10 protein-coding genes are annotated in these 15,653 nt (G+C 60.6%); all 10 read left to right on the forward strand.

Annotated elements, in window-relative coordinates:
- The first annotated feature begins 20 nt into the window (after nucleotides 1–20).
- On the forward strand, nucleotides 21–977 hold the full coding sequence (locus OKW30_RS03160; RefSeq protein WP_184068392.1) for a fumarylacetoacetate hydrolase family protein: 957 nt from the start codon (nucleotides 21–23) through the stop codon (nucleotides 975–977).
- Nucleotides 974–2,950 (forward strand): acyl-CoA synthetase, encoded by a 1,977-nt coding sequence (locus OKW30_RS03165; protein WP_429345932.1) that lies wholly within the window; start codon nucleotides 974–976, stop codon nucleotides 2,948–2,950. Before OKW30_RS03160 ends, OKW30_RS03165 begins: the two co-directional genes overlap by 4 nt.
- Nucleotides 2,951–3,712: 762 nt before the next feature.
- Nucleotides 3,713–4,435 carry an OmpW/AlkL family protein gene (locus OKW30_RS03170; RefSeq protein WP_429345933.1) on the forward strand — a complete coding sequence of 241 codons (723 nt, stop codon included), beginning with the start codon at nucleotides 3,713–3,715 and terminating at the stop codon, nucleotides 4,433–4,435.
- A 145-nt stretch (nucleotides 4,436–4,580) separates the two neighbouring features.
- Complete coding sequence (locus tag OKW30_RS03175) at nucleotides 4,581–7,559, forward strand: molybdopterin-dependent oxidoreductase (protein WP_429345934.1); 2,979 nt, start codon at nucleotides 4,581–4,583, stop codon at nucleotides 7,557–7,559.
- A 10-nt stretch (nucleotides 7,560–7,569) separates the two neighbouring features.
- Nucleotides 7,570–8,433, forward strand: coding sequence for a 4Fe-4S dicluster domain-containing protein (locus tag OKW30_RS03180; protein WP_429345935.1), 864 nt, complete (start codon nucleotides 7,570–7,572; stop codon nucleotides 8,431–8,433).
- Between the two features lie 413 nt (nucleotides 8,434–8,846).
- A complete protein-coding gene (locus OKW30_RS03185; protein WP_184068406.1) occupies nucleotides 8,847–9,524 on the forward strand; it encodes a TetR/AcrR family transcriptional regulator in 678 nt (225 codons plus the stop codon).
- A gap of 573 nt (nucleotides 9,525–10,097) precedes the next feature.
- Nucleotides 10,098–10,931 carry a MinD/ParA family protein gene (locus tag OKW30_RS03190; protein ID WP_429346097.1) on the forward strand — a complete coding sequence of 278 codons (834 nt, stop codon included), beginning with the start codon at nucleotides 10,098–10,100 and terminating at the stop codon, nucleotides 10,929–10,931.
- 251 nt (nucleotides 10,932–11,182) lie between these two features.
- Nucleotides 11,183–11,545 (forward strand): DUF3331 domain-containing protein, encoded by a 363-nt coding sequence (locus OKW30_RS03195; protein ID WP_184068553.1) that lies wholly within the window; start codon nucleotides 11,183–11,185, stop codon nucleotides 11,543–11,545.
- A 228-nt stretch (nucleotides 11,546–11,773) separates the two neighbouring features.
- A complete protein-coding gene (locus tag OKW30_RS03200) occupies nucleotides 11,774–12,691 on the forward strand; it encodes a LysR family transcriptional regulator (protein ID WP_184068413.1) in 918 nt (305 codons plus the stop codon).
- A 487-nt stretch (nucleotides 12,692–13,178) separates the two neighbouring features.
- Nucleotides 13,179–15,530, forward strand: a complete 2,352-nt coding sequence (locus tag OKW30_RS03205; protein WP_429345936.1) for a DUF3141 domain-containing protein — start codon at nucleotides 13,179–13,181, stop codon at nucleotides 15,528–15,530.
- Nucleotides 15,531–15,653 lie beyond the last annotated feature (123 nt).

Consider the following 15,653-nt stretch of genomic DNA (forward strand, 5'->3'; position numbering starts at 1 on the left):
TCGAATCCGGAGATCGATAAATGGCACTTCACGTTCTGCATTACCTTCATGATGGCCGCGCCCAGTGGGGCGTAGTCGCCAATGGCGCCATCACGCCGATTCATGGCGAATTCAAGTCGACCGCCGAGTTTATTGAAGCCAATCCCGTCGAACGGCTGGCGGTACTGGACGGTTCTCCGATTCCCGAATCGGATGTGCAATGGCTGTCACCCGTGACGGCCAACCAGCAGTTCATCTGTCAGGGCGCGAATTATCGCCAGCATATGATCGACTCGGGCATGGACCCGGATGTGAAGAAATTCAACATGATCTTCACGAAGGCGACGAGCTGCATCGTTCCTGCCGACTCGCCCCTCGTGAAACCCAGGGAGGTGCAGTTGCTCGACTACGAGATCGAACTCGGTCTTGTGCTCAAACGCGACGTCACGTCCCGCGAAACGGTCACCGACGAGAACCTGCATGATTACATTGCTGGCGCCGTGATCGTCAACGACTACTCCGCGCGCGATATCCAGATTCCGCAGATGCAGTTCTACAAGGGCAAGAGCTACCGCACGTTTGGCCCTGTGGGCCCTTACCTTTGCCTCCTTGAGAAACATGATATTCCGAAGTTGAAGGAGCTCGTGCTGACACTGACGGTCAATGGAACCGTCCGCCAGAATGACACGACGGCGGGTCTCGTCCATGGGCCGGCAGAGACCTTGACGGAGCTTTCCGGCGTGCATGATCTGCGCATCGGTGACCTGCTCGCGACGGGCACGCCATCTGGCTGTGCACTGAGCATTCCATCGCCCGAAAAGCAACGCGCCGCGGCGCAGCTGCCTGAAGCGGAAAAATGGCGTCTGTTCCTGAAGATGCAGGCGGAAAGGCCGCAGTACCTGAAGGTGGGGGACGTCGTGGAGGCGCATATCGTCAGCTACGATCGCTCGATCGATCTGGGCGTGCAGCATAACGTCGTTGTGGAAGAGGCAGCATGAAAGGCATCGCAAACGTAGACGAAGTCCTTGCCATCGAAACGCAAGGGCTGCCGGCGGATCTCCCGTCGAGCACCTACGAGATGATCTGCCGGGGCGCGGCGATTAATCCATCGGCACCGGCACTTTCGTTCTTTGCAACGGCCGACGACTATCGGAACGCCGAGTGCTGGACGTATAGTGAACTCGTCCGAGATATCACGCGCACCGCGAACATGTTCTCGCGCCTCGGAGTACAACGCGACTCAGTCGTCGCATATGTTCTGCCTAACCTCCCTGAAACGCACTTCGTGATCTGGGGTGGGGAGGCCGCCGGAATTGTCTGCGCGATCAATCCATTGCTCGAGCAGGAAGCCATCGGCCAACTCCTCAACGCTGCAGGCGCCAGCGTGCTGGTAACGCTGGCGCCGTTTCCCGGAACTGATCTTTGGCAAAAGGTACAAGCGGTGCTGCACAAGGTTTCTTCGCTGAAGAATCTGGTGCTCGTGAATCCGGCCGAACGTGTGACGGGTTCAAAACAGTCCGCGACGCGGATGCTGCAGCGTAACGAGTGCTCAAGGCTGCACGGCGAGGGCGGCGTGCGGGGCGCGGTTCCTGCGCATATCGAGATCCACGACTTCGGCGTTGCCATCGCGCAGGAGTCGGGAACGGCACTTCAAGGCGCGCGGCACTTTGGCGCCGACGACGTGTCGTCGTACTTCTGTACGGGCGGGACGACCGGCCTGCCGAAAATTGCGATGCGCCGCCACGGCAATGAGGTGGCTAATGCCTGGAGCACGGGTCAATTCTTCGGCGACAGCGTTGGGCCAGGCAAGACGCTTTTCTGCGGACTGCCACTCTTCCACGTGAATGCCGTCATGGCAACGGGTCTCCTGCCTTTTTCCAAAGGCGCCCAGGTCGTGCTCGGCACGCCACAAGGTTATCGCGGCGATGGCGTTGTCAAACGTTTCTGGGAAATCGTCGAGCATCACCGCATCAATTTCTTCAGCGGTGTCCCGACGCTTTATGCGGCCTTACTCGATATTCCTGTCGGCGAGCACGATGTGAGTTCGCTGGAGTACGGACTGTGCGGTGCGGCTCCCATGCCGGTCGAAGTTTTCCGGACCTTTCAGGAAAGGACGCGCATCCGGATTCTCGAGGGCTATGGCCTGACCGAGGGGACCTGCGTGAGCAGCGCCAATCCGCCGCTGGGGGAGCGCAGGCTGGGCTCAATCGGGCTCCGCATTCCGGGCCAGGCGATGAAAGCCGTCATCGTCGACGCTGACGGGCGATATGTACGGGATTGCGAGATCGATGAGGTCGGCATGCTGACTATTTCCGGCCCGAACATTTTCCTCGGGTATACCGTGCCCGAGCAGAACAAGGGGCTGTGGCTGGATCTCGGCGATGGCAGGTGCTGGCTCAATACCGGCGACCTCGGTCGATGCGATGTCGATGGTTATTTCTGGCTTACCGGTCGCAAAAAGGAAGTGATCATTCGTGGCGGTCACAACATCGATCCGGCAGCGATCGAGGAACCGCTCTATCGCCATCCCGCCGTCAACATCGCGGCGGCGGTCGGTCGTCCCGATGCACACGCCGGGGAGTTGCCGATTGCCTATGTCCAGCTCAAACCGGGTGCAACCGCGACTGAGGACGAACTCGCCGAGTTCGTGCGACTCGAGATAGGCGAGCGCGCGGCACTGCCTAAACGGATCAGAATCCTGGATGCGATGCCGTTGACAGGCGTGGGCAAGATTTTCAAGTTGGCGCTGAAACAGCGCGAAACGGTAGACGCGTTACAGTCGGCACTCGTGGAGGCTGGCGTCGAGGGAGCAACCGTTAGGATCATTGAAGATACTTCGCGCGGGCTTTCGCTTCACGTCGAACTTCCCGACCCCGCGCTCGAAGCATTGGCGACTTCCGCGCTCGGGCGCTTTCCGTTCGCATTTTCGCTTTCGGTTGCCGCGAGGCCATCACGGAAAGAGCAATGTTGATGTACCAGCGGCGATAGAGACGCACAGCAGGCCAAGGTGATAGGAGCCTGACATCAGCGGGGGCGCTCAGTCACGCGCACGCGGCTCGATGCGGCGTTTCAAACGCCAGTGTCATGAGTTAAACGCTCGCGTCGGTTTGGAGGAAAGAAGATGAATACTGCTTCAGAAAGGTCCTTGCGTTCGCTTGTTGAAAAATGGCTCGGGCCAATATCGGCGAGTGCGGTTCGGATTACCCGGTTCGGTCGTGCCGGCTCAAACCAGAGACCCTATGTGCATATCGAGCTACTGCTGCCGAAAGGACCGGTTGGGTTATTTTTCTTCCGGCACCCCGACGGTGCGTGGTGCGTATTCCCGCCCGAGACTGAACGTTTGGCAATGCGCGCTTACTAGCGTGCAGGGCGATGGAGGCATGCTGTACCAGCAGTTATTCCAAAGGCAGAGAACGAATAATTGAACGGATTAAAGTCTCGACACCAGGAGGTACGAAGAATAGAAAGGATGGTAAGGATAACGCGAAAGCGTATTTCCACATAACGTGTACGAGGCAGTAGCAGTGTTCTAAACATTCGTGCCTGTTTCATGTCATTTAGTAAAACCACCTAATCAGACATAACCGGCGGACCTGATAAGCGGTCGAAGCCTATGAGGAACGACGCAACGACCCCAGACGGAGCGCCGCATCGGTTCCACAGGAAGCGCCACGGGTTCACAAAAATGCCCGGGCAACGAGACAGGAGAAGACACGTGAGGAATTACAGGCGAATGGTCAGCTCTGCCGGTATGGCGGCTTGCCTCTGCTCGGCTGCGCTTACCGACAACGCAAACGCCCAGTCGGCGGGAAGCATTACGCTGTCCACAGGATGGCTTCACATCGCGCCACAGGGCGACGCAACGCCACTCACCGTGGAGAGTATTGGCGGCGAAACGGTGAATCGCCAACTAGCCGGTAGCGGGGGGCATGCGACGTCAACGAATACGGTGGGAATTACCACCGAGTACTACGTCACGGACAACATTGGCGTCGCTATGCTTTTGGGACTGCCATTGACAGTAAATCTGGTTGGCGATGGGACGCTGGAGAAGTATGGCAACCTCGGCTCGACGAGGCCAATGCCGCCAGCCATCGAACTTCGATACCACCTGTTTTCAGCCGAATCGAAATTCCGTCCGTTCATGGGGCTCGGCGTGAACTATACGTGGTTCACCCAGGTTCGGATAACCAATAGCCAGTTTGTCACTGATAGCGTTGGTCCAGGCGGTTCGGCACACGCAACACTCAGTTCATCGTGGAATCCGGTATTCGAGATCGGGGCAAGTTACGCCATTACAAAACACTGGTCTGTCGGAACCTCTGTGAACTATATGCCGGTGAAGACCCACCTTACGTTAGACGGACACACCGCGACTGGAACGCAGATCGTTTCCAAATCGACGCTCCGGCTCGATCCCCTGAGCGTCTTCCTGAACGTCGCCTACACGTTCTAGCGCGTACGACTCGTTAATGCACCGATCGAGAGATCTGAATGCCCATCGAACACATCGACAACGTTATTTTTCGCGCCCCGGGCCTGGCTGCGGTCCGCGACGTCATGCCACCGCTAGCGCACCCCGCTTCCCTTCGGATCGAATAATGAAACGACAGGTCCTCAAGACTATTCTTTTTGCTTTGCCCAAGGTTCTTGACCTGACGGCACGCCGCTTTCCCGCTTATCGTGATCGCCTGAAGGAGCGCGATCTCGTGGCCTGGATCGGACTTGCGGATCAAAGCATCGGTCGCGTCATCAGGTTAAAGAACGGACGTGTTCGGTCCAGCGCCGGCAGGCATCCTCGGCCCGACGTGAGCATGGTCTTCAAGGATGTCGCCACCGCCCTGAAGTTCCTTTCTCCCACTCCGGACCAGGGCGAAATCATCCACGCTGCCAAGAACTTCAAGGTGGTCACCGAGGGCGAGGACGAACTGTTGGTCTGGCTAATGCAGACCCTGAGCATGATGCGGACCGTCGGCCTGCCGATGGGCACGCCTTTGCGCGACGGTACCCGCCGCTACACCACCTGCACCAACGGCGGGCCTCTGTTCGTCTACGTCAAGGATGGCCGCGTCGTTCGGGTGACGCCCATCGAGCTGGACAGCACGGATGCGCCAAGTTATGTGATCGAGGCGCGCGGCCGCCGTTTCAGCCCGCCACGGCGTGGCCTGGTCGCGCCCCACGCGTTGACGCTCAAGTCGCTGGTCTATTCCGACAAGCGCATCCTTCACCCCATGAAGCGGGTCGACTTCGACCCTGACGGCGAACGCAATCCCCAGAACCGGGGCAAATCCGGCTATGTGCGTATCAGTTGGGACGAGGCCCTGGACATTGTCGCCAGGGAAATCAACCGGCAGAAGCGCGTTCACGGTCCCGGTTCCATCACCTTCCCGATGTCGTCCCATCACCAGTGGGGCAACGTGGGTTACTACCTCAGCGCGCTGACGCGCTTTGCCAACCTGATCGGCTTTACCCGGGTCGCGGCCAATCCGGATAGCTGGGAAGGCTGGTACTGGGGTGCCATGCATCATTTCGGCAACTCGATGCGCGTCGGCGTGCCATCCGGCTATGGTGGCGTCGAGGATTGCCTGAAGGAAGCCGACATGATCGTGTTCTGGTCCTGCGACCCCGAAAGTACCAACGGGGCCTATGCGGGATTCGAGGGGACTCCGCGACGCCTGTGGGCAAAGGAACTCGGCATTGAGTTCGTTCATATCGACCCACACTGCAACCCCACCGCGCAGTTGCTGGGCGGGCGCTGGATTCCGGTCCGACCGCAAACCGATGCTGCTCTCGCCACCGCCATCATGTACGTATGGGCCATGGAGGGCTTGTACGACGAGGATTACATCGCCACCCGCACGACCGGTTTCGACGAGTGGAGGGCCTATCTTCTGGGCGAATCCGACGGCGTTCCCAAGACGCCCGAGTGGCAGGAGGGCGAAACCGGCGTGCCCGCCAAGGACGTCCGTGCGCTTGCGCGCCGATGGGGGAACAGGAAGGTCCATCTCGCGGTCGGGATGACCGGCGCGGGATTCGGCGGCGCGGGCCGCGGCGCGACCGGAGCGCAATGGGCGCGCTGCATGATCATGATGATGGCGATGCAGGGCTGGGGTAAGCCGGGGGTCAATTTCGGCTGCCTCGAGGCCGGCGTGCCCCACGACCTCCATTTCTATTTCCCCGGCTACGCGGACGGCGGCATATCCGGCGACCTGGCGTGGACCGCCAATGCGGTGAACAATTACCAGCGCATGCCGCACATTCTGTCCATGAATCCGGTCAAGCAAATGGTCCCGCGGCAGCAATTGCCCGACGCCATCATCAACGGCCATGCGACGGGCTACCTCTGGGACGGCATGTCCCAGGAAGCCCAGTTCGCGCCGTTCAGCTACCCCATGCCCGGATATTCGCCGATTCACATGATCTACCGCTACGGCGGATCCGCCTTCAGCACGGTGACGAATTCCGGACGCTGGGCTGAAGCCTACCGGCACCCGAGCATCGAGTTCGTGGTCAACCAGTCGATCTGGATGGAGGGCGAGGCCCAGTTCGCCGACATCATCCTGCCGGCGTGCACCGCGCTGGAGCGCTGGGACATCGGCGAATGGGCGAATTCCGGCGGCTACGCCCACCATGGGTTTAGCACGGTCAATCATCGCGTGATGACGCTGCAGCACAAGTGCATCGAACCTTTGGGCGAGTCCCGTTCCGACTACGACATCTTCACTGCCATCCTGACCCGGCTGGGCCTTGGCGGGGTGTTCACCGAGGGATGCAGCGAGCTGGACTGGGTCAGGCGGGTCTTCGACTCGTCGGATCTGCCCGATCGCATTTCGTGGCGCGAGTTCTGCCGCAAGGGCTATTTCGTCGTGCCGGCCGAGAAGCCCGAGTTGCGCCATCCGGTGGACATGCGCTGGTTCGCGGAGGGACGGCGCAAGGACCTGCAGGAACCCCATCCGCTGCCGTCGCAGTTCGCCGAAAAATTCGGCATGGGCCTGCAGACGCCGAGCGGCAAGCTGGAGTTCGTGCCCGAGTTGCTGAAGCGGCACACTGCGGACAATCCCGAGCGACCACCGCTCAACCGATACATCCCGTCCTGGGAGGGGCTGCGTTCGGACCTGGCTCAGCGTTATCCGCTGCAGTTGATCGCCACTCACAGCCGTTACAGCTTCCATACCCATTGTGATGGCAAGAACTCCTCGGTCAACAGCATCGATGACCATCGCGCGCTGATTGGTGGCCATCGCTTCTGGCTGCTGAGGCTAGGTCCGGCCGACGCGGCCATTCGAGGCATTGCCCACCGCGACCTCGTCAAGGTGTACAACGACCGCGGCGCAGTGATCTGCGCGGCCGACGTCTCGCCGCTGGTTAGCGCGGGAGTGGTCAAGTCGTATGAGGCGAGCGCCGAATTTCAGCTGGTCGAAATAGACGGCGAGTGCGTCGAGATTGGCGGTTGCATGAACATGCTCACCCCTGACCGGCCTCAAACCGCCGGCACGAGCAGCATGAGCCCAAATTCCTGCCTGGTGCAGGTCGAGAAGTGGCTAGGCACCGAAGCGTTCATGCTCGGTCGCGCCGCGTGAGGAATTTCGAATGAGCAAGTGGAACCTGATTATCAAAGTGGGGCGTTGCGAGAACTGCCAGAACTGCGTGATCGCCGCGCGGGACGAGCACGTCGGCAACGACTTCCCCGGTTATGCCGCGCCCGCCGCCGCCAATGCCGACAGCCCCATCCGGATCCTGCGCCGCGTCCAGGGCGACTCGCATATGGTCGAAACCACGTATCTGCCGGTCATGTGCAACCACTGCGACGAAGCGCCTTGCATGCGGGTGGGCGGCGACGCCATTCGCAAGCGCGCCGACGGCGTCGTCATCATCGATCCGGACAAGGCGCGGGGCCGCAAGGACATCGTGAAGTCCTGCCCCTACAAGGCGATCGTCTGGAACGATGAGCTGCAACTGCCGCAGACCTGGATTTTCGATGCCCATCTACTCGACCAGGGCTGGCCGCAGCCGCGTTGCCAGCAGTCGTGCCCCACCGACGTCTTCGAGACGGTCAAGCTCGATGATGCTGCGATGGCCGAGAAGGCCCAGCGCGAGGGGCTCAAGGTATTGCGGCCTAACCTGGGCACGAAGCCGCGCGTGTGGTACAGCGACCTCGAGCGCTGGGAAACCGCCTTCATCGGCGGAAGCGTCAGCGCGCGGATGGGAGATGTGGTCGAGTGCGTCACGGATGCGGTCGTAGCCCTTTACCTCGGCGATCAGAAGGTGGCGGAGACTGTCTCTGACGGCTTCGGCGATTTCCGCTTCGGTGGTCTCACCAAGGGAAGCGGTCTTTACAGGGTCGAAATACGTCATGCCCTCGGCAGCGCCTGGCGCAAATGTGAATTGGGCGAAAGCGTTTACCTTGGGGAGCTCAGCCTCGCACAGTCGACAAACGGTATGGAAGTCGCGTGATCATGGGCACCGCAACGAAGCTGCTTGGCATGAGACGGGCGGACCGCTCACGCTTCAGGATGGGCGACGTATGCAGTCGCCGGCCGACTCAAGGCCGCACGCTATCGCCCGAAGATCTTCCAACCGGACGAGGGAGCTCATGACGTCCTCGCGCGGCGCGCCTCTGCGCTTTTCCGAAGGGCTTTGGATGCCTTGGTCCGGAATACCAGTGCGCGGTATGACGGTTCCGATTTCCTCTCACGTGTGCCAGATTTCGTCAACTTTGTTGACAACAAAATCAGATATGAGTCTAATGTCACATAAACCGCGAGGCGGCCTGATCGGGCGTCGACGGATCATTGCGAAACCCGTCATCTGACAAGCATGCCGATCTGGCGGCACCGCAGATGTCGGCCTGACCGGTACTTTATGCCATGAAGCGGGAACGCCTGACACGGGCACAGCGCAGAGAGCAGACGCGCGAATGCCTGCTTGAGGCTGCGCGGAAGATGTTCGTTAAAAAGGGATTCGCCGCGACAAGCGTGGAGGACATCGCTGAGGCGGCTGGCTATACGCGCGGCGCGTTCTACTCAAACTTCGGCGGCAAGCCGGATCTGCTGATCAGGTTGTTGCGCCGCGACGACGATAGGGCGCGGACGAATCTCCTGGCGATGATGGAGAAGGGCGGCACGCCCGATGAAATGAAGGACCGCGCCATCGCGTACTACAGCCAATCTATTGTTGAACACGATTGCTTTCCACTTTGGGTCGAGGCCCAGTTGCTCGCGTGCCGGGACACCCCGTTTCGGGAGCGCATTAACGCCTTCCGGCAGGAGAAGCTGGAACAGATCAGCGCGCACATCTGCATGCTTTCGGAGCGCAACGGCAGGCCGTTGCCCCTGCAGGCCGAGGCTCTCGCGGTTGGCCTGGTGAGCCTGTGCGAGGGCGTGCAGTTCTTCAGGATGTGCAGTCCGCAAACGGTGAGCGACAAGGTGCTTCAGACAGTGCTTGCCGGATTTTTTTCGTGCGTGTTGTCGCGACAGCCGGAAGAACCAGTCTACGACAATCATCGCCCGGACGTACCCATGGGCGCACCATGGCGACTCATATGACTGAATGGACTGGCACAGCCCAATTCCCGCGGCAGCCCCTTCCGAGTGAACGCGGCATGGCGGCGCCGAGCTGTCGCCAAGGCGACGCAACCGCTCGATAAGTTACCGCGGGCATCAGTCGGAGGCATCGACAGGTGTCACTCCACCCCCGCTCGCCACAACAGCACATTGGCGCACCCCAAGCGCCTTCGGCTGTTGATCGAGACGACCCGAAAGGCACGGCGTCAAGCCTTGCTGTAGCCGGCTAGACGTACCGCTACCTCCATTTTCAGGCAGCGCGCAGCATTTCAATTCCCGACGTGCAAGAAAGAACCGGATGAGTTCGGGGCCAACCCGCCGTTCGCGCTTTTTGCATCTGTCACTCATATCTGACACATAGACCATATATGATTGCATTGTCAGTAGTGACGCGAAGGCGTACAATCCACGCGTCGATGAAACGTGCGATCCGAAAGTCGTTATGACTGACGGCGCGCGGGCCGTCAACGCTACTCGTGATGGGCGCGGAGGTCTCGATACGTGGGGGAATCAGTGAAGGATATAGTCTCCGGACAGGCGCTCGGGTTGCGCCAGATGCTCGCCAAAAGTGCTACGCGTGTGGTCGCTGTCACAGGCGGCTCGAAAGGAGTCGGCCGTACAACTGCCGTTGTCAACCTCGCGATGGTGCTGACCAGACAGGGTATGGACGTGCTGGTGGTGGACGAATGTCCTGGCGCGCGCTCGGCGAGCACAATGCTTCAATACATTCACGCCGCAGGCGTGTTCGCTCCCGCGATACATCGCAACTTGCCGCGCGTGCTGGCCGTTGACCGTGGTCGACGTCAGTTCCACTCGACTGGCACCGGCCATACGGATCACGAAAACGTCGCTGGCCTGCAGTACGACGCGGTGCTCACGAGCCCGCCGAACATCGTGCTGATCGATGCCGCGCTTGCCGGCAACGGCGCGTTTTCACCACTTGCGTTGCAAGCCCACCACGTCATCGTCGTCATGCACCTGTCGGCCGCTGCAGTAGCAGACACTTACGTTTGCATGAAGCGCCTGCGTCTCGCACAGGGCATCGAGGAATTCCGCATCATTGTGAATCTGTTCGAGGGTGAAGCGGACACTCACGCGCTGCTGGAAAGTCTCGGAGCCATCGCCCGCGATTATCTGGCTGTCTCGGTTCTCAAGGCAGGCTGCATCTCAATCGATCCGTGTATCGCGCAAGCGGCAGAGCTTTCGCGCTGTGTCGTCGATGCATTTCCTGGGTCCCCGGCGGCGAGCGATTTTGCACGCGTTGCTGCCGATATGCAGTCCTGGTCGAGGCGGCCCGCAGCGTCCTGGCTGCCACCTGCGACAACGCACATGGCGGCACGGGGGCAGCGCACGCATAGGACTTTGGGCTCGGCAGCAGCATACCGGTAAAGCCTCGAAGAACGATCTCCCCGACCCGGGGGACTTGCCGGGGCCGCGGTGTTTTTCGGGTAGGCGCCGTTCATGAAAGCGTGACTATGTTCGTAGGGCAAAGACATCAAAAAGGTCTTTGCCGACGCAATCGGACCGGTAATTATCGACGGAAGGGAGCAGCTATGGTGGGCAGCGCTCACGCGAAGCGCAAGCGTTCGAGCTTGCACGGAGGGAGCCGGGTTATGAATCGCGCTGTTGATCCGTGGAGTATGACCGTCACAAGGCTTGGCGATTGGAGTCTTGACGAACGAGCCACTGCGCACAGATCTGCCTTGAACGGTTCCTCGGTTCGACAGTCGATCGCTTCGACCAGCAAGCCAATCGTACGGGTACTCGACCAACCGACCGCGCAAACACTGATCGTTTCATGGTGCGATGCGCGCTCCGGACACTATGGATACCAGACATGGTGCGAAGCCGTCGCGCGGGTGCCAGGCATCTGTGCGCTGACCGGTCGGCTAATCGAAGTCGGAGATGCCATCTACAGGCCGCGCCTCACTGGGCCCACACCGGCTAATGCTCACGCAATGATCTGTGCGAGAAGCGTTAGCCTGATAGAACAGCCGACCTGATGTGATTCGGTTCTTTGGTGTCTTTACGGCAGAATGCTCAGCGCTTTCATGTGCGGCGGTGACACCAGGCGCATCCACGCGCGCAAGACGTGACCGGACAGTACCCCTGGTCGCGGTTGCACGGCATTGGACTATGTTCCACGGCGTGCGGTGCGGTAAAGGTCCACGAACAGGACTGATATCAAGGATATCTACACAAGTCGTCAGATAGCAGATGGAACGTGAACCATGGAATACATTGAAAGCTTGCGCCTGTTCCGGACTATCGTCGAAGTCAAACACTTCAGACGTGCCGGGGAAATGATGGATCTCTCGCCATCGGTCGTTTCGCGGGCGATCGCATCGCTGGAAGAGCGCCTGGGCGCGCGACTTTTCCATCGCTCGACCCGACAGTTTTCGCTGACGGAAGCCGCGGAGCGCTTTTACGATGGATGTTGTCGCATCCTGGATGACCTCGATTGCCTGGAAGCCAGTGCGGCGGGCCACGGTCGACTGCCGGCGGGCGTACTGCGACTGGTCGCACATGCGACCACCGCATTGACGTGGCTCGCACCGCTGATTGCGTCCTTTAAACGCAAGCATCCGAACGTCACCCTGGATATCACATTGACCGAGCGGCCCGTGGACCTGACGGCCGACGGTTACGATCTGGGTATCGTCCTGCCTTTCATGCTGGCGACGGATCTGGCTGTGACGCGGCTGCTCCAGCGGTTGCCGCTGGTCATTGTCACAACGGAAGCTTATCTGGGCAGGCGTCCTCGGCCCCGGCATCCGGCTGACCTGGCCGACCATGTGTTCGTCACGGTCCCTCCTTCGATGCACAAACCATGCGTCACCTTTCGAATGGATCAGGAAAACATCGCGGTCCCGATCAGCTACGAAATTGCGTCGAACAATCCCATATTCAATCGCGACATCGTACTCGAAGGATTCGGTATTGGTCTGCTTCCAATCGCCCTTGTTGAGCAGGACATAAAGGCCGGACGGCTCGTTCGTCTGCTGGAAGACTTCGAGATCGCCGATAATGTGGCCGAGGTCCGTCTGGCCTACATCGGACGCGCACTGTTGCCCGCGAAAGTCAGGGCGTTTATCGACCATACCGCGGAGTTCTTCGAACAGGGCATGGGACCTTGCGCTGCTGATTAGGTGGCGCCGCATTGCTGCCGCATGTGGTCGAAGCATGAAAGAACGCCTGCGTGCGACGTGTGCTGCGATAGGGGGCGTTTGACGAAAGGGGCGACAAAGTACGTTGTGGTTAGTATCCCGATGGATTTGGATGTCCTGGGTATCGACCTCCCGCGCTCAGACTTGCCGCGGTTGAAGCGGTCCGAGTCCCAGCATCGTGAGCCAGTGCGGGTGGTCCCGCCCCGTCATCAACTCACCCGGACTTTTGCCTTGACGCTCGGCCCGGCGGCTGCGCACGAAGCGCCGATGCTTCAGGAAGAAGCGCAGTAGGTCGAGGTAAGGGGCGCCCAGATGGCGACGCAGCGTGAAATGACATAGTTGTCACTTGAAGGATTGTTTGTGCTTGATGCTGCCCGTAATCCAGTCGGCATCCAAGCTTCTCTGCAACCAGGCAACGGAATGAGCAGTTGTGCCAGGTTAAGTTGCTTCGCTTAAGGAGATTCATGAGATGGACCAGGTTTCACAGCTGACACGCAATCACGAGATCGCATTGAAAATCCTGCGCCTGTTGCACAATCGCCTGGAAGAGGCCCGGCAACGGTTCGGGCAGAGGACGAGCGACGCAATCAAGGGGGGCGACGGCACGTCCGCGCTCACCATTCCCAACCTGGCGCAGTTCACACCATGGGGTGCCTGGCACTATACGGCCGATTTCGCGCAGCGCTCCGTCCTGTTCTGGGATGCCTTGCGTCAACGCGGCAACGAGTTCATCGAGCGCAACAAGGCCGGCATCAAGCCGGCGTTGCATTTCGACTATGACACAGTGCTCGACGCGAGGCACTTTGAGCGGCCCGTCAACTACGCTCTGCTGTCGATACGGCCGCCGGAGGGTGTCGTGGTCGACGTGAAGAAGCGCCCGTATCTGATCATCGATCCGCGCGCCGGGCACGGTCCCGGCATCGGGGGCTTCAAGGACGATTCGCAGGTCGGCGTTGCCCTGCGCGCCGGTCATCCCGTCTATTTCGTCGTGTTCTTCCAGGAGCCAGAGCCCGGCCAGACCCTGCTCGACGTGTGCGCGGCCGAGCAGCAGTTCCTACGGAAGGTGCGCGAACTGCATTCAGAGAGCCCAAAGCCCGCGATCGTCGGAAATTGCCAGGGCGGCTGGGCCGCGATGATGCTTGCCAGTTCGTCGCCGGAAGACACCGGTCCCATCCTGGTCAACGGCGCGCCCATGTCTTACTGGAGCGGGGCGTGGAGCGAGAGCGAGGTGCCCAATCCAATGCGTTATGCCGGAGGCATTCTGGGCGGCACGTGGCTCTCGTCCCTGGCGGCCGATCTTGGCAACGGCAAGTTCGACGGCGCGCATCTCGTGAACAACTTCGAGTATTTGAACCCCGCCAACACGTTCTGGGACAAGTACTACAACCTGTTCGCCAACATCGATACGGAACCGGCGCGCTTTATCGAGTTCGAGCGGTGGTGGGGCAGCTACTACCTGATGAACCGGGAAGAGATCGAGTGGATCACCCGTAACCTCTTCATCGGCAACAAGCTGTGGTCCGGCGAAGTGTCCGGCCCGTCGGGCAAATCCTTCGATCTGCGTGCCATCCGCTCGCCCATCATCCTTTTCGCATCGATGGGCGACAACATCACGCCGCCGCAACAGGCGTTCAACTGGGTCGCTGACATTTACAGCAGCACCGAGGAGATCAAGGCGCGCGGCCAGGTCATCGTCGCCTTGATGCACGAGGACGTCGGCCATCTCGGCATCTTTGTTTCCGGCAAGGTGGCGAAGAAGGAATACACGCAAATCTTCAACGTGCTGGAGACAATCGAGACGCTCGCGCCGGGCCTCTACGGCATGTCGATCAAGGAGGGAAAGGGCGCAGACGGCAAAACGGAATACGAGGTCTCGCTCACCGAACACCGGCTGGAAGAAGCCGTCGAGCATTTCAACGAGTTGCGGCGCGAGGACGAAAAGCCGTTCAAGGCCGTGGCGGTGGTGTCGGAGTTCAACCAGCGAGCCTACGAACTGTTCGTTCAACCCTTTGTGCAGCATGCGTCGAACGAGACGACCGCGCGGTTGCTGCGCGACTTTCATCCGTTGCGTCTCCAGCGCTGGGCATTCTCGGACCTGAATCCGTGGGTGGCCGCGCTGCGTCCGATGGCCGATGCTGTCAGAGCCAGCCGGCAGCCCTCGAGCGACCTCGAACCCTGGCGCAAGGTGGAGCAGCGCGGCTCAGAACTGATCAGCGCCTCGCTCGATCAGTTCCGGGCGGTAAGAGACGCCAGCATCGAAGCACTGTTCTTCTCCATCTACGCGAATCTTTTCGCAATGTACGACCCGGACCGCCTCGGCGAGCATGGGGCCGGCACGTCCGCCGCCGCCGATCCTCGCAGCCTGCCGTTCGTCCAGGCGGCGCTCGCCTCGCTAAGGCAGGGCGGCTACAACGAGGCGGTCGCGCGCACCGCGTTCCTGCTCGCGCCAAAGGGCGAGCCGCTGCCGCTATCGCGCATCGAGACAGTCAAGCAACTGGTCGATGAATACGCCGACGACCTGCCGCATTTGCCTCCTGCCGACTGGCGGCGCATTCGCGGGGAGCAGGAACTCATCGCGACTTTTGAGCCGCAACAGGCTATCCAGACGTTGCCCGATCTGCTCGCCAGCCCGGAAGACCGAAACCGGCTCCTGACCTTGCTCGACAAGCTGCTGGCCGACCGGCGGGTGCTGCGCATCCCGCCGACACCCGCGCAGGAAGAGGCGCTGCGCGCCATCCGGTCAGTGCTCGGCGCGACAACCGCGCTCGAGTCGCAGCCCCAAAAGGCCCGCGCACCGCGCGTTCGGGCCACGGCATCGTGAGTGCCGCCAACCCGTCAGTGAGGGAACCCGCCATGGAATCCAGACACGTCAAGTACCACGAGCTCATTGCGCAATGCCGCAATCTTGCGCCCATGCTTCTGGCCGTCGTCGCTGTCGATCGTG

Source organism: Paraburkholderia sp. Clong3, from assembly GCF_050436485.1.
Classification (GTDB): domain Bacteria; phylum Pseudomonadota; class Gammaproteobacteria; order Burkholderiales; family Burkholderiaceae; genus Paraburkholderia; species Paraburkholderia tuberum.